General features: G+C 65.3%; 12 protein-coding genes. 6 read left to right on the top strand and 6 right to left on the bottom strand.

Going from position 1 to position 18,969, the window contains the following annotated elements; translation table 11 throughout:
* Positions 1-484: 484 nt before the first annotated feature.
* The 4 genes from ptsP (at position 485) to ACM62G_RS07310 (ending at position 7,707) form a co-directional block, all read left to right on the top strand.
* Positions 485-3,349 carry a phosphoenolpyruvate--protein phosphotransferase gene (gene ptsP / locus ACM62G_RS07325; protein WP_416771804.1) on the top strand — a complete coding sequence of 955 codons (2,865 nt, stop codon included), beginning with the start codon at positions 485-487 and terminating at the stop codon, positions 3,347-3,349.
* Positions 3,349-4,290, top strand: coding sequence for a 1-phosphofructokinase (pfkB, locus tag ACM62G_RS07320; RefSeq protein ID WP_416771806.1), 942 nt, complete (start codon positions 3,349-3,351; stop codon positions 4,288-4,290). The genes ptsP and pfkB overlap by 1 nt, the downstream gene beginning before the upstream one ends.
* An 11-nt stretch (positions 4,291-4,301) precedes the next feature.
* Positions 4,302-6,044, top strand: coding sequence for a PTS fructose-like transporter subunit IIB (locus ACM62G_RS07315; RefSeq protein ID WP_419736939.1), 1,743 nt, complete (start codon positions 4,302-4,304; stop codon positions 6,042-6,044).
* A gap of 121 nt (positions 6,045-6,165) precedes the next feature.
* Complete coding sequence (locus ACM62G_RS07310; protein ID WP_419736938.1) at positions 6,166-7,707, top strand: alkaline phosphatase D family protein; 1,542 nt, start codon at positions 6,166-6,168, stop codon at positions 7,705-7,707.
* A 41-nt stretch (positions 7,708-7,748) separates the two neighbouring features.
* Here the strand turns inward: ACM62G_RS07310 and ACM62G_RS07305 are convergent, their stop codons facing one another.
* A complete protein-coding gene (locus ACM62G_RS07305; RefSeq protein WP_419736937.1) occupies positions 7,749-10,274 on the bottom strand; it encodes a PepSY domain-containing protein in 2,526 nt (841 codons plus the stop codon).
* A gap of 180 nt (positions 10,275-10,454) precedes the next feature.
* The gene (locus tag ACM62G_RS07300) at positions 10,455-12,734 is read right to left on the bottom strand and encodes a TonB-dependent receptor (protein WP_419736936.1); all 2,280 of its coding nucleotides are present in this window, start codon (positions 12,732-12,734) and stop codon (positions 10,455-10,457) included.
* Between the two features lie 218 nt (positions 12,735-12,952).
* On the opposite strand from ACM62G_RS07300, the gene ACM62G_RS07295 reads away from it, so the two are divergent.
* Positions 12,953-13,633: a Fe2+-dependent dioxygenase gene (locus ACM62G_RS07295; RefSeq protein WP_054058521.1), complete on the top strand. Its 681-nt coding sequence runs from the start codon at positions 12,953-12,955 to the stop codon at positions 13,631-13,633.
* 3 nt (positions 13,634-13,636) lie between these two features.
* Entirely contained in the window at positions 13,637-14,425 is a 789-nt protein-coding gene (locus ACM62G_RS07290; RefSeq protein ID WP_419736935.1) for a tetratricopeptide repeat protein, read from the top strand.
* A 191-nt stretch (positions 14,426-14,616) separates the two neighbouring features.
* Here ACM62G_RS07290 and ACM62G_RS07285 read toward each other — a convergent pair whose 3' ends face one another.
* The 4 genes from ACM62G_RS07285 to ACM62G_RS07270 all read right to left on the bottom strand — a co-directional run bounded on the left by ACM62G_RS07285 (position 14,617) and on the right by ACM62G_RS07270 (position 18,968).
* A complete protein-coding gene (locus tag ACM62G_RS07285; RefSeq protein WP_054058523.1) occupies positions 14,617-15,780 on the bottom strand; it encodes a type III PLP-dependent enzyme in 1,164 nt (387 codons plus the stop codon).
* A 477-nt stretch (positions 15,781-16,257) separates the two neighbouring features.
* Positions 16,258-17,415 (bottom strand): betaine/proline/choline family ABC transporter ATP-binding protein, encoded by a 1,158-nt coding sequence (locus ACM62G_RS07280; protein ID WP_273826279.1) that lies wholly within the window; start codon positions 17,413-17,415, stop codon positions 16,258-16,260.
* Positions 17,412-18,065 carry an ABC transporter permease gene (locus ACM62G_RS07275; RefSeq protein ID WP_054058525.1) on the bottom strand — a complete coding sequence of 218 codons (654 nt, stop codon included), beginning with the start codon at positions 18,063-18,065 and terminating at the stop codon, positions 17,412-17,414. The genes ACM62G_RS07280 and ACM62G_RS07275 overlap by 4 nt, the downstream gene beginning before the upstream one ends.
* Positions 18,066-18,074: 9 nt before the next feature.
* The gene (locus ACM62G_RS07270) at positions 18,075-18,968 is read right to left on the bottom strand and encodes a glycine betaine ABC transporter substrate-binding protein (RefSeq protein ID WP_419736934.1); all 894 of its coding nucleotides are present in this window, start codon (positions 18,966-18,968) and stop codon (positions 18,075-18,077) included.
* Position 18,969 lies beyond the last annotated feature (1 nt).

Here is an 18,969-nt window from a genome sequence, read left to right as displayed (position 1 = left end):
TCACAAGATTTGTGGCTACCGCGATACCTTGTGGGAGCCAACTGTCTTTAGCTCGCCGCCGATGAGTGGTCAAACAAGCCCATGGGGTCGGCGGTGAATGTGCCGGCCTCTTCGCGGATGAACCGGGGCGCCGGCTCCCACAATGATCGTGCTGAACGCAAATCCTGTGGGCGCCGCCTATCCTGTGGGAGCCGGATTTATCCGCGAAGCTGTTTAGTGGCCGCACCGCCGCGAAGGCGCCCGCCCATCCTCCTATCCCCTCATACAACATCACCCACTGCCAGGGCTTCTACGTCGGACAATAATCGAGTAACGTGTCCTACATTCTGGTTAAACGATTCAGCAAGCGTATTTCCAGGCGATGACGGTCCGTGCCACGGTTCTGCCAAAAGACTGTTGCACCTTTATCCGGCCCGTCCGCCTAAGCTGATTTATCTAAAACAATACCTAGCGCCCAGTCGTGGGGGCTGAATAGGAGAAAGGCATGCTCGAGCTCACCGTAGAGCAGATTTCCATGGGCCAGTCGGCCGTGGACAAATCTGCCGCCCTGCAACTGCTCGCCGATTCACTGGTTGCCGACGGCCTGGTCGCCGAGGGCTATCTCTACGGGCTGCAGGCCCGCGAAGCGCAAGGCTCGACCTTTCTCGGCCAGGGCATCGCCATTCCCCACGGTACGCCGCAAACCCGCGAGCTGGTGCACACCACCGGCGTGCGCCTGCTGCAATTCCCCGAGGGCGTGGACTGGGGCGACGGGCAGATCGTCTACCTGGCCATCGGTATCGCGGCAAAATCCGACGAGCACCTGCGCCTGCTGCAACTGCTTACCCGCGCCCTCGGCGAAACCGACTTGGGCCAGGCCCTGCGCCGTGCCAGCAGTGCCGAGGCGCTGTTGAAGCTGCTGCAGGGCGCCCCCCAGGAGCTGGCGCTGGATGCGCAGATGATCGGCCTCGGTGTGGTCGCGGAGGACTTCGAGGAGCTGGTCTGGCGCGGCGCCCGTCTGCTGCGCCAGGCCGACTGCGTGAGCAACGGCTTCGCCGCGGTGCTGCAGCAGGTCGAGGCCCTGCCGCTGGGCGATGGCCTGTGGTGGCTGCACAGCGAGCAGACGGTCAAGCGCCCCGGCCTGGCCTTCGTCACCCCGGAAAAGCCGATCCGCTACCTCGGCCAGCCGTTGCACGGCCTGTTCTGCCTCGCCAGCCTCGGCGAAGCCCACCAGGCCCTGCTCGAACGGCTTTGCGCGCTGCTGATCGAAGGCCGCGGTCATGAGCTGGGCCGTGCCACCAGCAGCCGTGCGGTACTGGAAGTGCTCGGTGGCGAACTGCCGGCCGACTGGCCGAGCGCGCGCATCGGCCTGGCCAACGCCCACGGCCTGCATGCCCGCCCGGCGAAAGTCCTGGCGCAACTGGCGAAGAGCTTCGAGGGCGACATCCGCGTGCGCATCGTCGATGCGCCGGGCAGCGCCGTCTCGGTGAAAAGCCTGAGCAAGCTGCTCAGCCTCGGTGCCCGGCGTGGCCAGGTGCTGGAGTTCATTGCCGAGCCGACCATTGCCGCCGATGCGCTGCCGGCCCTGCTGGCCGCAGTGGAGGAGGGCCTGGGCGAAGAGGTCGAGCCACTGCCGGAGGTGGCTGTCGTCAGCGCTCCGGTGGAGGATGAGCCGGCCGTGGTCGTGACGGCGCCGGCGGCCAACAGCCAGCTCCCGGCGATTGCCGCCGCACCGGGGATTGCCATCGGCCCGGCCCATGTCCAGGTCGCCCAGGCATTCGACTACCCGCTGCGCGGCCAGTCCGCCGCCGTCGAGCGTCAGCGTCTGCAGCAGGCCCTGGGCGAGGTCCGCAAGGATATCGAAGGGCTCGTCCAGCGCAGCAAGGCCAAGGCGATTCGCGAGATCTTCGTGACCCACCAGGAAATGCTCGACGACCCGGAACTGACCGACGAGGTCGATTCCCGGCTCAAGCTCGGTGAAAGCGCCGAGGCCGGCTGGATGGCGGTGATCGAGGCGGCGGCCCGGCAACAGGAGTCGCTGCAGGACGCCTTGCTGGCCGAACGTGCGGCGGACCTGCGCGATATCGGCCGACGGGTGCTGGCGCAGTTGTGCGGCGTGCAAACCCTGGCCGAGCCGGACGAACCCTATGTGCTGGTGATGGAGGAGGTCGGCCCATCGGACGTGGCGCGCCTGGATCCGGCACGGGTCGCCGGCATTCTCACCGCCCGTGGCGGCGCCACCGCCCACAGTGCGATCGTTGCCCGGGCCCTGGGCATTCCGGCGCTGGTCGGTGCCGGGGCGCAGGTCCTGCTGCTGGCACCGGGCACCACACTGCTGCTCGATGCCCTGAGAGGCCGCCTGCATGTCGCGCCGGATGAAGCCGCCCTGCAACGCGCCCTCCAGGAGCGCGACACCCGCGAGCAGCGCCTGCGCCTGGCCGCCGAACAACGTCACGAACCGGCGCTGACCGGTGACGGTCACGCCGTGGAAGTCTTCGCCAATATCGGCGAGAGCGCCGGGGTTGCCGGGGCGGTGGAGCAGGGCGCCGAGGGTATCGGCCTGCTGCGCACCGAACTGATCTTCATGGCCCATCCACAGGCACCGGACGAGGCGACCCAGGAAGCCGAGTACCGTCGCGTGCTCGACGGCCTGGGCGGGCGGCCACTGGTGGTGCGTACCCTCGATGTCGGCGGCGACAAACCGCTGCCCTACTGGCCGATCGCCAAAGAGGAAAACCCGTTCCTCGGCGTGCGCGGCATCCGCCTGACCCTGCAACGGCCGCAGATCATGGAGAGCCAGTTGCGCGCGCTGCTGCGTGCCGCCGACAACCGGCCGCTGCGGATCATGTTCCCGATGGTCGGCAGTGTCGCCGAGTGGCGCCAGGCCCGGGACATGACCGAGCGCCTGCGCCGGGAAATCCCGGTGGCCGACCTGCAACTGGGGATCATGATCGAAGTGCCATCGGCCGCGCTGCTGGCGCCGGTGCTGGCAGCCGAGGTGGACTTCTTCAGCGTCGGTACCAACGACCTGACCCAGTACACCCTGGCCATCGACCGTGGTCACCCGACGCTTTCGGCCCAGGCTGATGGCCTACACCCGGCGGTGCTGCAACTGATCGACATCACCGTGCGTGCGGCCCATGCCCATGGCAAGTGGGTCGGTGTGTGCGGCGAGCTGGCGGCCGACCCGCTGGCGGTGCCGGTGCTCGTGGGGCTCGGCGTCGACGAATTGAGTGTGGCCGCGCGCAGCATTCCCGAGGTCAAGGCGCGGGTACGCGAGCTGGCCCTGCCGGCGGCCCAGGCCCTGGCCCGCTCGGCCCTGGCAGTAGGCAGCGCCGATGAAGTGCGTGCGCTCGTGGAGGCGGTGTAATGGCGCGGATTCTGACCCTGACCCTGAACCCGGCACTGGACCTGACCGTGCAACTGGCACGGCTGGAGCCCGGGGAGGTCAATCGCACCTTGTCATTGCTGACCCACGCCGCCGGCAAGGGCGTCAACGTCGCCCAGGTGCTGGCGGACCTCGGCCATCAACTGACCGTGAGCGGCTTTCTCGGCGTCGACAACCCGCAAGCGTTCGAGGCGCTGTTTGCCCGGCGTGGCTTTGTCGATGCATTCGTTCGTGTGCCGGGGGAAACCCGCAGCAATATCAAGCTGGCTGAGCAGGACGGACGTATCACCGATCTGAACGGGCCGGGCCCGGAGGTCGACGGGCAGTCCCAGCAGGCCTTGCTGGACACCCTGGAGCGGATCGCCCCCGGCCATGACGCCGTGGTGGTCGCCGGCAGCCTGCCCCGGGGCCTCAGCCCGCAATGGCTGCAGGCGCTGTTGCTGCGTTTGAAGCAACTGGGGCTGAAAGTCGCCCTGGACACCAGTGGCGCGGCCTTGCAGGCCGGGCTGGCCGCGGCGCCGTGGCTGGTCAAGCCCAACACCGAGGAGTTGGCCGAGGTGCTGCAGCGTCCGGTGGAGACGGCGCAGGCGCAGGCCGAGGCGGCTGCCAGCCTGCTGGCCCAGGGCATCGAACACGTGGTGGTGTCCCAGGGGGCCGATGGGGTCAACTGGTTCCATGCGGCCGAGGCCTGGCATGCCCAGCCACCGAAGGTCGACGTGGCGAGCACTGTCGGTGCCGGCGATTCGTTGCTGGCGGGCATGCTCCACGGGCTGCTCAGCGGCCACCCGGCCCGGCAGACCCTGCGCACCGCCACCGCGGTCGCCGCCCAGGCGGTGACCCAGATCGGTTTCGGTATCGGCGACCGGGCGCAATTGGTACAGCTTGAACGAGGCGTCAGCGTGCACGCCCTGACAGAACAATAAGAGGGTTTGTGATGAACGTAGCCATTGTTACCGCATGCCCGAATGGCATGGTCACCAGCGTGCTCTGCGCCCGCCTGCTGGAAGCGGCGGCCTTGCGCCTGGGTTGGAGCACCAGCGTCGAAGTGCACGATCCCCGTCACCCCGAGCGCCAGTTGACGGCGGCCACCCTCGCGGCGGCGCAATGGGTGCTGCTGGTCAGCAGCGTGCCGGTGGAGATGTCGCGGTTCGTCGGCAAGCGCGTCTATCAGGTCGCGCCAGCCCAGGCTCTGCAGGATGTCGACGGTGTTCTCAGCCGCGGCGCCGCAGAGGCCAGGGTGCATGTCGCCCCCGAGCCGACGCTGGACAGCACGGCGACCGGCCAACGGGCCGCGCGCCTGGTGGCGGTGACCGCCTGCCCGACCGGCGTGGCCCACACCTTCATGGCGGCCGAAGCGCTGCAACAGTCGGCCAAGCGCCTGGGCTATGAACTGCAGGTGGAAACCCAGGGCTCGGTCGGTGCGCGCAACCCGCTGAGTGCCCAGGCCATTGCCGAGGCCGACGTGGTGTTGCTGGCGGCCGATATCGAAGTGGCCACCGAGCGCTTCGCCGGCAAGAAGATCTACCGCTGCGGTACCGGTATCGCCCTCAAGCAGCCGGATGCCACGCTGAACCGGGCCCTGGCCGAAGGCAAGCCGGAGACCGCGGCGGTGGGTGCCAGCCAGGCGCCGGCCAAGCAGGAGAAGACGGGTGTCTACAAGCACCTGCTGACCGGTGTTTCGTTCATGCTGCCGATGGTGGTGGCGGGTGGCCTGCTGATCGCCCTGTCGTTCGTATTCGGCATCACCGCCTTCAAGGAGCCCGGCACCCTCGCCGCGGCGCTGATGCAGATCGGCGGGGAGAGCGCGTTCAAACTGATGGTGCCGCTGCTGGCGGGCTACATCGCCTACTCGATTGCCGACCGTCCGGGCCTGGCGCCGGGCATGATCGGCGGCCTGCTGGCGAGCACCCTGGGAGCCGGTTTCATTGGCGGTATCGTCGCCGGTTTCCTGGCGGGCTACAGCGCCAAGGCGATCAGTCGTTATGCCCGGCTGCCTGTCAGCCTGGAGGCGTTGAAGCCGATCCTGATCATTCCGTTGCTGGCGAGTCTGTTCACCGGGCTGGTGATGATCTATGTGGTCGGCAAGCCGGTGGCCGGGATGCTCGAAGGGCTGACGCATTTCCTCGACAGCATGGGCACCACCAATGCCATTCTGCTCGGCGTGCTGCTGGGCGGGATGATGTGCGTCGACCTCGGCGGGCCGATCAACAAGGCGGCCTACGCGTTCTCGGTCGGGTTGCTGGCATCGCAGAGTTATGCACCGATGGCCGCGACCATGGCCGCCGGCATGGTGCCGCCGATCGGCCTGGGCATCGCCACGCTGATCGCCCGACGCAAGTTCGCCCAGAGCGAGCGCGAAGCGGGCAAGGCGGCGTTCGTGCTTGGCCTGTGCTTCATCTCCGAGGGGGCGATCCCGTTTGCCGCCAAGGACCCGCTGCGGGTGATTCCGGCGAGCATCGCCGGTGGGGCACTGACCGGTGCCCTGTCGATGTACTTCGGCTGCAAGCTGATGGCGCCCCATGGCGGGCTGTTCGTGATGCTGATTCCGAATGCGATCAACCACGCCTTGCCCTACCTGCTGGCGATCATTGCCGGCAGCCTGCTGACGGCAGTGGTCTATGCCGTGCTGAAGCGGCCGGAAGCGGTGGAGCTGGTCGCGGAGCCGGCGCAGGCCTGATCCACATCGGTATCACCGATCGTTCCCACGCTCTGCGTGGGAACGATCAGGAGCCGGCTGTCACACCTCTTTCATTCCCTGCAGCTAAGTTCAGCGTTTGGCTTTTTTCAGGGAGTGCACCATGAGCGATTTCAATCTCGGACGCCGTCGTGTCATGCAGGCCGTGGGTGCCGGCATTCTCCTGCCGGGCCTGGCCCCGGCGGTGATCGCTTCGGTCAAGGATCGTCCGCAACTGACCGATGGCGTGCAGTCCGGCGACCTGCAGGGCGACAAGGCGATCGTCTGGAGCCGCACCGACCGCCCGGCGCGGATGGTGGTGGAGTGGGACACCCGCAGCGTGTTCAGCAACCCGCGGCGTTTCGTCTCGGCGCTGGCCGACGCCCGTACCGACTTCACCGCCCGGGTCGAGCTCAGCGGCTTGCCGGTCGACCAGGCGATCTTCTACCGGGTACGTTTCGAAGACGCCCAGACCGGCGTCTCCAGCGAGCCGTGGTTCGGTCACCTGCGCAGCGTGCCGCAACAACGCCGCGACATCCGTTTCGTCTGGAGTGGCGACACCGTCGGCCAGGGCTTCGGCATCAACCCCGACATCGGCGGCATGCGCATCTATGAAGCCATGCGCCTGCGTCTGCCGGACTTCTTTATCCACAGCGGCGACACCATCTATGCCGACGGTCCGATCCCGGCGCAGATCACCACGGAAAGCGGACGCATCTGGCGCAACATCACCACCGAGGCCAAGAGCAAGGTCGCCGAAACCCTCGACGAGTTTCGCGGCAACTACCGCTACAACCTGATGGACGACAACCTGCGGCGGTTCAACGCCGAGGTGCCGCAGATCTGGCAATGGGACGACCATGAGGTGACCAATAACTGGTCGCCGAGCAAGCAACTGGACGAGCGCTACAAGAACAAGGCTATCCACAGCCTGGTCGGGCCCGCGCGCCAGGCCTGGCTGGAATACGCGCCGCTGCGCCGGCAACTGGCCGACGGCGGTGGGCGGATCTACCGCAGGCTCGGCTATGGGCCGATGCTCGATGTGTTCGTGCTCGACATGCGCAGCTACCGTGGACCGAACGACGACAACCTCGGCGGGGAAAAGGCCTTTCTCGGTCGTGAACAACTGGAATGGCTCAAGCGTGAACTCAAGGGATCCCGGGCGCAGTGGAAGGTCATCGCCGCCGACATGCCCATCGGCCTGGGCGTGCCGGATGGCGAGGTCAGCCCCGGGGTGCCGCGCTGGGAGGCGATTGCCAACGGTGACCCGGGCCCGGCCCAGGGGCGTGAACTGGAGGTCGCCGAACTGCTCGGCTACCTGCGTGCGCAAAAGGTCCACAACACGGTCTGGTTGACCGCGGATGTGCACTATTGCGCCGCGCATCACTACCACCCGGACCGTGCCGCGTTCCAGGATTTCGAGCCGTTCTGGGAGTTCGTCGCCGGGCCGCTGAACGCCGGCAGCTTCGGGCCCAACGTGCTGGACAAGACCTTCGGCCCACGGGTGGTGTTCCAGAAGGCGCCAGCGGTGCAGAACAGTTCACCGTTCGCCGGTTTTCAGTTTTTCGGCGAGGTGAATATCGACGGCCAGAGCGGCGAGATGAGTGTGGTGCTGCGGGATCTGGAGGGGGTGGCGGTGTTCGAGCAGAAGCTGCAGCCGGTCTGAAGGAAGGATCGCGCCCATGGGGTTGGGCGCGATTCCGGGGCTCAGTAGACGTCGCGGCGATAGCGGCCTTGCTCGATCAGTTGTTCGACCTGTTCGGCCCCGAGCAGCTCGAGCAACGTCTGGTCGACGCCGGCCGCCATCCCCTGCAGGCTGCCGCAGATGTAGATCGCCGCGCCGTCGGCGAGCCAGCGATGCAGCTCATCCTTGGCTTCCCGCAGGCGATCCTGCACGTAGATCTTTTCCGGCTGGTCGCGCGAGAACGCCAGGTCCAGGCGGGCAAGATCACCGTTGGCCAGCCAGCCCTGCAACTCTTCCCGACAGTAGAAGTCATGGGCTTCGTTGCGTTCGCCGAACAGCAGCCAGTTGCGTTGTTCACCGTCGGCGATGCGTGCCTTGAGCAGGCTGCGCAGTCCGGCCAGGCCGGTGCCATTGCCCAGCAGGATCAGCGGGCACGGTGCCTCCGGCAGATGGAAGCCGCTGTTGCGCCGCAGCCGCAGGCTGATGGCGGCGCCCAGGGCCGCATGTTCGGTCAGCCAGCCGGAACCCAGGCCAAGGCTGCCATCGGCGTGCCGCTCCTGGCGTACCAGCAGTTGCAGTTCGCCGTCGCTGGCGATGGAGGCAATCGAATACTCGCGTTGCGCCAGTGGCACCAGCGCATCGACCAGCGCCTGGGCATGCAGGCCGACCAGGTGCCCGCGATGGTCCGGGAGCTGGCGGCTGGCCAGGGCCTGGGCGAGGGTTTCCGAGAGGCCGTCGAGCTGCACCGGGCTGGCGGCATCGAGGCCCAGGCCACCGAGGAAATGCGCGACCGCGGCGCTGCTCTGGCGTGGCAGGACTTCCACCAGGTCACCGGCTTGCCAGGTGCTTGGTGTGGGCGCGGTCAGGCCGAGCAGGTAGACCCCGGAGCCGCTGCTGCCCGGGTTGAGCAGTTCGCGCCGGCTGAGGGTCCAGTTGTCGAAGCGCGGCGCCTGCCAGGCCGCCACGGGCGCAGCACCGGTGACCTGGCTGAGCTGTTGTTGCCAGTAGCGCAGCGCGTACGGGTCGCCGCTGTCGACCTCCACCGGAGCGAACAGCGTCTGGCCGCCACGGGCGTCGAGCCAGTGGTGCAGGCGCCGGGCGAAGCCGCAGAAGTTCGGGTACTGGCGGTCCCCGAGTGCCAGGACCGCATAGTTCAGGTCATCGAGGGCCAGGGCCTGGCCGAGCACCTTGCGCTCGAAGCCGCGGGCGCTGTCCGGCGCTTCGCCGTCGCCAAAGGTGCTGACGACGAACAAGGCATGGCGTGACTCGCACAGTTGCCGTTCGCCGACTTCGGCCAGAGGCTGGACCCGTACCGACAGGCCGGCCCCCTGCAACTGGCCGGCGGTCTGCCAGGCCAACTGTTCGGCGAAACCGCTCTGGCTGGCGAAACCCACCAGCCAGTCGCAGGCGTTGTCGCCGTTCTGGCCGAGTCCTTCGCGGGCCTTTTTCACCGCCTGTTTCTTGCGCCGTCGATCCAGGTACAGCAGCCAGCCGGTGACGAAGAACAGGGGCATGGTCAGGCTGGATACCGTCAGCAGGATCCGTCCGGTGACACCGAAATAGCTGCCGACATGCAGCGCGTAGATGCTGGTCAGCAGTTGCGCCTTGAGGCTTTTGTCGGCGTAGCGGAAGTGCTCGCGGATGGTGCCGGTGGCCGGATCCAGGTTGATCTGGTTGAGGGCGCGATCGTGGGGCGAGTCCTGCAGCATGTAGTACACGGTGGCCGGCTGGCCGGCCACCGGTGGCATGCGGATGTTGTAGGCGCTGAGGCCGGGGCCGGCAGCCTGGCGGATGCTGGCCCAGATCGCGTCGTAGTCGGCGCTGGGCGCCGGGCCTGCCGGTGCCGGGCCACGGCCGCCCCGGCGCTGCTGGGCCGGGGAGTCGGACATCAGTTTGTTCAGGCCGTTGGCGTACCACTCGTAGGACCAGTACAGGCCGGTCAGTGCCGACAGCAGGTAGAACACCAGGCACCAGGTGCCGGCCACCGAGTGCAGGTCCCAGTTGAAGGCACGGCCTTTTTTCGCCCAGTCGAGGGTCAGCCAGGCGCGCCAGTCGAGGGCCTGGCGCGGCCAGCGCAGGTACAGGCCGGACAGGCAGAAGAACACCAGCATCAGGGTGCAGGCCCCGGTGATCTGGCGGCCGGTATCGCCCATGGCGAGGAACCGGTGCAGTTGCAGCATCAGGTTGAAGAAGTCCTGGCCGACGGCGTCGCCCAGGTAGTCGCCGGTATAGGGGTCGAAGTAGCGCAGTTGCCCGCGACGTTCCCCCGGCGGGGCGGTGAAGAACACCCGTGCGGCCTCGTCACCGTGGGGCTCGACCCACAGCATCGCAACACGCTTGCCCTCGGTGGCCTCGAGCTTGCGTACCAGCTCGGCAGGGGGCAGGGCCTCATGGTCGGGGACCTCGACCTGCAGCACCGAGGGGTTGAGCAGGCGCAGCAGTTCGTCCTGGAAGGACACCACGGCACCGGTGATGCCCATGAAGGCCAGCACCAGCCCGGCGGTGATGCCGAACAGCCAATGCAGTTGGAACAGTGTTTTTTTCAACACGATGACCGCCTTGCTCAATCAAACCGATTCTTCACGGCGCGCATTATGCCGTGTGTGCGAATGCGACAAATTCATATTGGTTAGCTTTTTACAAATATTGCGCTACACAGCGCTACAACGGACCTGACGCACGAAAGCCCCGCTCACGGGCATGGGCGGGGCTTGCGGCTACGCATCCACCTAGAAGTGGAAGCTGGTGGTCAACAGGGCGGTACGACCGGGCGCCTGGTTGGCGAAGTGGGTCGAGAAGGCCTTGTCGTAATAGGTCTCGTTGGTCAGGTTCTGCACGTTGAGTTGCAGGTCGATGTTCCGGGTCAGCTTGTACGCGGCCATGGCGTCGTAACGGGTGTAGGACGGCACGTAGACGGTGTTGCCGGCATCGCCGTAGACCTGGTCGACATAGAAGGCGCCGCCGCCGAGGGTCAGCTTGGGCATGACCTCGTAGGTGGTCCACAGGCTGAAGCTGTTCTTCGGCGTGTTCGGCATCTGGTTGCCGCTGGCCTGGGCGGCACCGGCGGTGACCGCACCGTTGCGACCGGTCAGGCCGGCGTCGACCAGTTCGCTCTTGAGGTAGCTGTAGCCGGCGAACACCTGCCACTTGTCGGTGATCTTGCCGCTGGCCGACAGCTCCACGCCGTCAACCCGGGATTCGCCGGCGTTCTGGTAGATGTTCTGGGCGACCAGGATCCGGGTGTTTTCCTTCTCGGTGCGGAAGATCGCCGCGGTCAGGGACAGTCGGTCGTGGAACACGTCCCACTTGGTGCCCAGCTCGTAGTTGGTGGTGGTTTCCGGTTCCAGGTCGCTTTTGAGCACAAGGTTGTTGCCGGCGGTCAGCGGGTTGCCGTCGCTGCCCTGGCCGAGCATTGCGCCTGGTGGCGTGGCCGAGGTGGCGTAGGACACATAGATGCTGCCGTTTTCCACCGGTTTCCACACCAGGCCGCTCTGCCAGTTCCAGAAATGGCTGTCGTTACTGGTCTTGCCGGTCGTGGTGTTTTTGGCCTCGGTCTTGAACGAGTCATAGCGCAGGCCGACGTTGAGCTGCCATTTCGGGTCCAGCTCGATGGTGTCGAAGGCGTAGGCCGCGCGGGTGTCGCCGGTGGTGTCGGTGCCCGCGTAGTTGCGGGTGATGGCGCCGGTCCAGGCATCGTTCGGATTCGGGTTGCTCAGCGAAGTACAGCTCGGTGTCGTGCCCGGGTTGCAGACCTTGGCGGTGTTGCCTGCCACGTTGTAGCTGCTGACCTGGCTTTCCTCGCGGCTGAATTCGACACCGGTGGAGTAGCTGTGCTTCATGCCCAGCAGTTGGAAGTTGCCGAACAGGTCGGTCTGGTTGGTGGTGGTCTCGGTGTTCGACACCATGGTGTTGGCGCGGCGCCAGACGGTGCCGTAGCGGTTCACGTTGAATTTGCTGTCGTCCGGCTGGGTCAGGATGTAGTCCTGGCCGGTGTTGCCGTGACGCAGGGTGTTCTTGAGGGTCATCGCATCGTTCAGGTCGTGCTCGAAGGCGAAAGTGCTGATGTCGGTGCGGGTCTTGCGGAAGTCGCGGTCCTTCAGGCCGTAGAAGTTGCTGCTGTCGCCGCCGTCGTTCGGTTTGTCGTGGACGTGGGCGGTGGCGGTCGCCGAACCGTAGCCGTAGGGAATGCCCGAGTCCGGCAGGTCGTCGCTCTGCATGTGGTAGTAGCTGAGGTTCACGCGGGTGTCGGTGCCCAGGCCGAAGCTCAGCGAGGGGGCGACGCCCCAGCGGTCGTAGTTGATCGAGTCGCGGCCGGCGACGTTCTGCTCGTGGCTCATCAGGTTCAGGCGGAACGCGGCGCTGTCGAGGAACTGACGGTTGACGTCGAGGACGTAGCGGCGGGTCTGATCGGAGCCGTAGGTGAAGCCGCCGTTGGTGAAATCGGCCTGCTTGGGCTGCTTGCTGACCAGGTTCAGGCTGCCGCCGGCGGAGCCGCGGCCACCGAAGGAGGAGTTGGGGCCTTTGCTCACCTCGATCGATTCGATATCGAAGATTTCCCGCGATTGCGCGCCGGTGTCGCGCACGCCATCGACGTAGGTATCACCCTGGGCATCGAAGCCACGGATGAACGGCCGATCGCCCTGCGGGTTGCCGCCTTCGCCGGCGCCGAAGGTGATGCCCGGGACGGTGCGCAGGGCATCCTGCAGCGAGGTCGCGGCGGTGTCCTTCAACACCTGCTGCGGCACCACGGTGACCGAGCGCGGGGTGTCGACCAGAGGAGCGGTGTACTTCTGCGAGGAGGCTTTCTCGACCTGGTAGGCAGTCGACTCCTGGGCTTCGCCTGTCACGTTGGTGGCACCGAGCGAGAGCACGTTGCGCTGAGTCTTGCTGTCGGTTTCCTCGGCCGCCTGGGCCAGGTGCGCAGCCGAGGTGGCGGTGATGGCCATGCCGATCGCCGAGGCGAGCAGACGTGGTGAACCGGTCGGTATTTGTCGTTGTTGGCGTGACATCGGAAGTGCCCTCCCCAGGGTTTTGAGGCGGCGGAATATAGGGTAAACAAGTATTTGTATCAATTGCGATAAATTGCTATTCGCAGATAATTTACATTCTTTACAAATTTTCCTTACGGTTTTTACGCTCTCGTTCGTCGGCGTTGCCGAACGGCGTTTTACAGGTCCAATAAGAATCAAATACCATTGCGATAATTTCTCTTTAAGGTATCTCCCTCATGCTGTTGCACATCCCTGGCGTGTTCTCCCGCGAAGAGGTGCTGCGCATTCGCGAGGCGCTGGAACAGGCCGATTGGGCCGATGGCAAGGTCACCGCCGGGTATCAGTCGGCCAAGGCCAAGCACAACCTGCAACTGTCCGAAGGGCATCCGCTGGCCAAGGAGATCGGTGCGGCGATGCTGGAACGGCTGTGGAAAAACCCGCAGTTCATGTCCGCGGCGCTGCCGCACAAGGTGTTCCCGCCACTACTGAACTGCTACACGGCGGGCGGCAGTTTCGACTTTCATATCGACAATGCGGTACGCCAGCCCAGAGGCAATCCGGAGCGGGTGCGTACCGACCTGTCGTCCACGCTGTTCTTCAGTGACCCGGACGAGTACGACGGTGGCGAGCTGGAGATCCAGGACACCTACGGCACGCGGCAGGTCAAGTTACCGGCCGGTGACCTGGTGCTCTACCCGGGCACCAGCCTGCACAAGGTCAACGCGGTAACGCGTGGGGCACGGTATGCGGCGTTCTTCTGGACCCAGAGCCTGGTCCGCGAGGACAGCCAGCGCACCCTGCTGTTTGACATGGACAATGCGATCCAGAGCCTGACCCGTGACGTGCCCGATCACCCGGCCCTGATCCAGCTGACCGGTACCTATCACAACCTGCTGCGTCGCTGGGTCGAGGTGTAGGCGATGGGCTTTCAGTTGCGCCGCGAAGAAGTGCTCGATGGCGAGTCGTTGAAGGCCATGCTGGAGGAGAATCCGGCCCGCGCCGCGCAGGCCATTCTGCTGGCGGCCGGCGAGGGGATCGTCGAGGCCCAGGCGCTGCTGGGGCAGATTCTCCTGCAGGGGCAGGGCATCGAGCAGGACCCGGCGCTGGCCGTGCGCTGGTTCGGCATCGCCGCCAACGCCGGTCACGCGATGGCGCGCAACATGCTTGGACGTTGTCATGAGCATGGCTGGGGTTGCGAGGCCGACGCCCGGCAGGCGGCACGGCATTATCGGATGGCTGCCCAGGCCGGTCTGGATTGGGGCCTGTACAACTATGCCAACCTGCTGGCGACCGGGCGTGGGGTGGCCGAGGATCAGGTGCAGGCGCTGGCGGGGTATCGGCAGGCAGCGGAGATGGGGCATGCCAAGTCGATGAACCTGCTGGGGCGTTACCTCGAAGATGGGCGGTTCTGCCCGGCTGACCTGGCGGCGGCCCATGAATGGTATCGACGTTCTGCAGAGGCGGGGGATTTTCGCGGGCAGTTCAGCCATGCGGCGGTGCTGGCTGAGCAGGGGCAGGTCGATGCGGCCCGGCAGTGGTTGGAACGGGCGCTGGAGGGTGGCAACCTGAAGTTTCTCCGGGTCAGTCGCCAGGCGCTAAAGGCCGCGAGTGATCCGGCGATCCGGGACATGGCCCTGGCCTATCACCAGCGGGCGGCTGAGCTGGGTGATGAAAACGACCGCGCCGCCTTGCAGGCCTTTCAGGGATAGCACTGTTTCCCTGTTTGTGAGCAAGGCTTGAGGGCCTCTTCGCGGGCAAGCCCGCTCCTACAAGTTACACAACCTGTGGGAGCGGGCTTGCCCGCGAAGAGGCCAGTCGGTCCTTGCACATGGCCATGGATGTCCACAAACAAAAAAGCCCGTGACGAGCACGGGCCTTTTGGTTTCGCAGGGGCGGGCAGTTACACGTAGAACGATTTCAGCGGTGGGAAACCGTTGAATTCGACAGCGCTGTAGCTGGTGGTGTAGGCACCGGTGGACAGCCAGTACAGGCGGTCGCCGGCAGCCAGGTTCAGGGGCAGGCCGTACTTGTAGTTCTCGTACATGATGTCGGCGCTGTCGCAGGTCGGACCGGCGATCACCACTTCTTCCACTTCACCGTTTTTCTCGGTCCAGATCGGGAACTTGATCGACTCGTCGGTGGTTTCGATCAGGCCGGAGAACTTGCCCACGTCGGTGTAGACCCAACGCTCCACGGCAGTACGCGACTTGCGCGCCACCAGCACCACTTCACTGACCAGGATACCGGCGTTGGCGATCAGCGAACGGCCCGGCTCCAGGATGATTTCCGGCAGGTCGTCACCGAAGTCTTCCTTGAGGAAACGGATGATCTCCTCGGCATAGGTTTCCAGGCTGTTGGTACGGGTGATGTAGTTGGCCGGGAAGCCGCCACCCATGTTGATCAGCTTGAGTTCGATGCCGTCTTCTTCCTTCAGCCGTTCGAAGATCACCTTGACCTTGGCGATCGCCGCATCCCACACGCTGATGTCGCGCTGTTGCGAACCGACGTGGAAGGACACGCCGTAAGGCACCAGGCCCAGGTCGCGGGCGAGGATCAGCAGGTCCATGGCCATGTCGGTCTGGCAGCCGAACTTGCGCGACAGCGGCCAGTCGGCCGTGGTCGAGCCTTCGGTGAGGATCCGCACGTAGACTTTCGAGCCCGGAGCGGCCTTGGCGATGTTGCGCAGGTCGGCTTCCGAGTCGGTGGCGTACAGGCGCACGCCCTTCTCGTAGAAGTAGCGGATGTCCCTGGATTTCTTGATGGTGTTGCCGTAGCTGATGCGGTCGGCGCTGACGCCCTGACCCATCACTTTGTCCAGTTCGTAGATCGAGGCGATGTCGAAGCTCGAACCCTTCTGGTTCAGGAGGTCGATGATCTCGACCGCCGGGTTGGCCTTGACCGCGTAGTAGACCTTGGCGAATTCGAAACCGGCCCGCAGGTCATCATAGGCCTGGGCGATCATCTGGGTATCGATGACCACGAACGGGGTTTCCTGCTTGTCGGCGAATGCCTTCATTTTCTTGAAAGTATCGCGCGCGAAATAGTCTTCGACCTGGATCGACATACGTGGGGGACTCCTAGTGGCAAACGTGAGTTATCAATGGGTGCAAATGAACGTCCTCCGTATCCCCACTTTGGTTCGCCTACTTCCCAAGGCATTGCCGCCGAAAGCAAAAAGGCCATGGGATCAACCGCTTCCCTTGGCCTCGCTGTCTCGTCGTCAGTACTTGAGCCGGATGGATCGTTTCCAGCATGGACGTTCGGCGCGAACTTTAGGACTTGAGGGGCTTTAGATCAACTAAAAATGTCGCGTTTTTGCATGCGTTCGTCGCGTGACCCGGATCAGCCATCTATTTAACCGACCCGGATGACAGTCTGATGTTCCTCTTCAGTGACCGATGGTTTACGTCTAGCCCCGCCTGTATCACCACGCAGGTCAGGTAGGAGCCGGGCTTGCCCGCGAATGAGCCCTCAAGATCGCCAAAGGCTTCGCGGGCAAGCACGGCTCCTACAGGGGGCGGCGGTGAAGCAGGGGGCGTGCTCAGGCCTCGACCAGTTCCGCCGGCGAGACGATGCTGGTCTTGGCCCCGCGCGAACGCCCGGAACTCAGGTAGGCGGCGATCGATTCCTGGGTCACTTCGCCGAGGAATGCCCGCTCGGCATCCAGCACCGGCAGCCACGCCCGGTTGAACTCGTACATGCGCGACAGCAGGATGCGCAGGTGTTCGTCGTAGGCGGCGGTGGCGTTGAACTCGCGCAGGAACTGCCCGCAGTCGCCACTCTGGCGGTGCAGGTCGCGGCGGCGCACGTAGCCCAGGGCCTTGTTGTCGGCGTCGGTGACCACCACGTAGCGACGGTCATGCTCGTCCATCAGGTCCAGGGCCTCGGCCACCGGCGTTTGCGGGCTGACCGACGGCGCGTTGTCCGCGGCATCTTCGGCCTTGACCAGCAGCAGGCGCTTGAGGGTGCTGTCCTGGCCGACGAAGTGGCTGACGAACTCGTCCGCCGGGTGCGCCAGCAGGGTGTCGGGATGGTCGATCTGAATCAGCTTGCCGCCACGGAAGATGGCGATCTTGTCGCCGAGCTTGAGGGCTTCGTCGATGTCGTGGCTGACCATGATCACGGTCTTGTTCAGCGCCCGCTGCATTTCGAAGAACTCGTTCTGGATCATTTCCCGGTTGATCGGGTCGACCGCGCCGAACGGCTCGTCCATCAGCAGCAGCGGTGCCTCCGCCGCCAGCGCGCGGATCACGCCGATGCGCTGCTGCTGGCCGCCGGACAGTTCCCGTGGATAACGATGCAGGTACTGCTTGGGTTCGAGCTTGATCATGTTCATCAGCTCGCGGGCCCGCTCGTGGCATTTGTGCTTGTCCCAGCCGAGCAGGCGTGGGACCACGGTGATGTTTTCCTCGATGGTCATGTTCGGGAACAGACCGATCTGCTGGATCACGTAGCCGATGTTGCGGCGCAAGGTCACTTCGTCCAGGGCGGTGGTGTCCTCGCCGTTGATCAGTACCTTGCCCGAGGTCGGCACGATCAGCCGGTTGATCATTTTCAGCGTGGTGCTCTTGCCGCAACCGGACGGGCCGAGAAAGACGCAGATCTCGCCTTCGTTGACGGTCAGGCTGACGGAGTCGACGGCCTTGACCGCCTTGCCATTGCTTTGAAAGGTCTTGCTCAGGTCTTGAAGTTCGATCATTTCAGGAGTCCTTTTGGAGTCAATGTGCGTTGCAGGCGCTGCAGCAGCAGGTCGGCGACGATGGCCAGGACGCTGACCAGCACCGCGCCGACCAGCAGCATCGACATGTCGCTGCGGCTGATGGCCGCCAGGATGAGTACGCCGAGGCCGCCGGCGCCGATGGTGGCGGCGATGGTCATGACGCCGATGTTCATGACCACGGCGGTGCGCACGCCGGCGAGGATCACCGGCACGGCGATCGGCAGCTCGACCATGCGCAGGCGCTGGCCGAAGGTCATGCCGATGCCGCGGGCCGCCTCGCGGATACCCGGTTCGACGCCGGTCAGCGCCAGGTAGGTGTTGCGCATGATCGGCAACAGGGAATAGAGGAACACCGCGGTGATCGCCGGCAGCGGGCCGAGGCCCTGGCCGAATTTCGAGTAGAACGGCAGCAGCAGGCCGAACAGCGCGATCGACGGAATGGTCAGCAGCACCGTGGCGCTGGCCTGCAGGGGGCCGGCCAGGGTCGGGAAGCGGGTCATCAGCACGCCCAGCGGCACGCCGAAGACGATGGCCAGGCTCACCGCGATGCCGACCAGGGTGATGTGCTGCCCGGTCAGGTGCAGCACCTGTGACCAGTCCAGATGGGAAAAGGCGTTGAGAAAGTCCATGTCTTCTCCTCAGTGGATGGGGTGTTGGCGCAGGAAGTCGGCGGCCACGGCGGAGGGGCTCTCATGGCCGACGTCGACCCGGGCGTTGAGTTGGCGCATGGTTTCGTCGTCGAACAGCTCGGCCAGCGGCTTGAGGACGGCGGCCAACTGCGGGTTGGCGTCGAGGACGGCCTGGCGTACCACCGGTGCGGCGGTGTAGTCCGGGAAATAATGCCTGTCGTCTTCCAGCAGCTTGAGCTTGAAGGCGTTCAGCCGCCCGTCGGTGGTGTAGACCAGGCCGGCGAACACCTGGCTGTTGCGCAGGGCGGTATAGACCAGCCCGGCGTCCATCTGGCGGATGGTGCGGCGGTCGAGGTTCATGCCGTACAGCTTGACCATGCCGGCCAGGCCGTCGGAGCGGTTGGCGAACTCGGTGTCCAGAGCCACCAGGTGATGCGCGTCGGCCTCATTGCGCAGCACCTCGGTCAACTGGCTGATGCTGTTGATCTGCGGATACTGCTGCGCCACTTTCTGCGGCAGGGCCAGGGCGTAGGTGTTGCTGAACTTCGACGGAGTGAGCCAGACCAGGCCCTTTTTCGCGTCGAGTTCCTTGACCCGGGCGTAGGACTGTTCGCTGTCGAGCTTTTCCGTCACATGGTTGTAGGCCACCAGCGATACGCCGGTGTATTCCCAGAGCAGATCCAGTTGCCCGCTTTCGTGGGCGCTGCGGGCCAGGTTGCTGCCCAGGCCGCCGGTGACCTGTGTGTCGTAGCCCTTGCTGCGCAGGTATTGCGAGGTGATCTCGGCGAGCAGGGTCTGCTCGGTGAACACCCGGGCGCCGATACGGATCAGCGGCTTGTCGGCGGCCTGGGCCGTGCCCGCGAACAGCAGGGCGCAGGCGAGGAGAATGCAGAGTCTTTTCATG

It is taken from the genome of Pseudomonas sp. COR18 (assembly GCF_048568395.1).
Taxonomy (GTDB): Bacteria; Pseudomonadota; Gammaproteobacteria; order Pseudomonadales; family Pseudomonadaceae; genus Aquipseudomonas; species Aquipseudomonas fuscovaginae_B.
This window is presented reverse-complemented; position numbering and strand designations above follow the sequence as displayed.

Bases quoted from the DNA above. Each gene is read 5' to 3' on its own strand.
- pfkB (WP_416771806.1), top strand. From the start codon at position 3,349: ATGGCGCGGATTCTGACCCTGACCCTGAACCCGGCACTGGACCTGACC.
- ACM62G_RS07275 (WP_054058525.1), bottom strand. From the start codon at position 18,065: ATGGACTTTCTCAACGCCTTTTCCCATCTGGACTGGTCACAGGTGCTG.
- ACM62G_RS07315 (WP_419736939.1), top strand. From the start codon at position 4,302: ATGAACGTAGCCATTGTTACCGCATGCCCGAATGGCATGGTCACCAGC.
- ptsP (WP_416771804.1), top strand. From the start codon at position 485: ATGCTCGAGCTCACCGTAGAGCAGATTTCCATGGGCCAGTCGGCCGTG.
- ACM62G_RS07300 (WP_419736936.1), bottom strand. From the start codon at position 12,734: ATGTCACGCCAACAACGACAAATACCGACCGGTTCACCACGTCTGCTC.
- ACM62G_RS07290 (WP_419736935.1), top strand. From the start codon at position 13,637: ATGGGCTTTCAGTTGCGCCGCGAAGAAGTGCTCGATGGCGAGTCGTTG.
- ACM62G_RS07280 (WP_273826279.1), bottom strand. From the start codon at position 17,415: ATGATCGAACTTCAAGACCTGAGCAAGACCTTTCAAAGCAATGGCAAG.
- ACM62G_RS07295 (WP_054058521.1), top strand. From the start codon at position 12,953: ATGCTGTTGCACATCCCTGGCGTGTTCTCCCGCGAAGAGGTGCTGCGC.
- ACM62G_RS07285 (WP_054058523.1), bottom strand. From the start codon at position 15,780: ATGTCGATCCAGGTCGAAGACTATTTCGCGCGCGATACTTTCAAGAAA.
- ACM62G_RS07270 (WP_419736934.1), bottom strand. From the start codon at position 18,968: ATGAAAAGACTCTGCATTCTCCTCGCCTGCGCCCTGCTGTTCGCGGGC.
- ACM62G_RS07310 (WP_419736938.1), top strand. From the start codon at position 6,166: ATGAGCGATTTCAATCTCGGACGCCGTCGTGTCATGCAGGCCGTGGGT.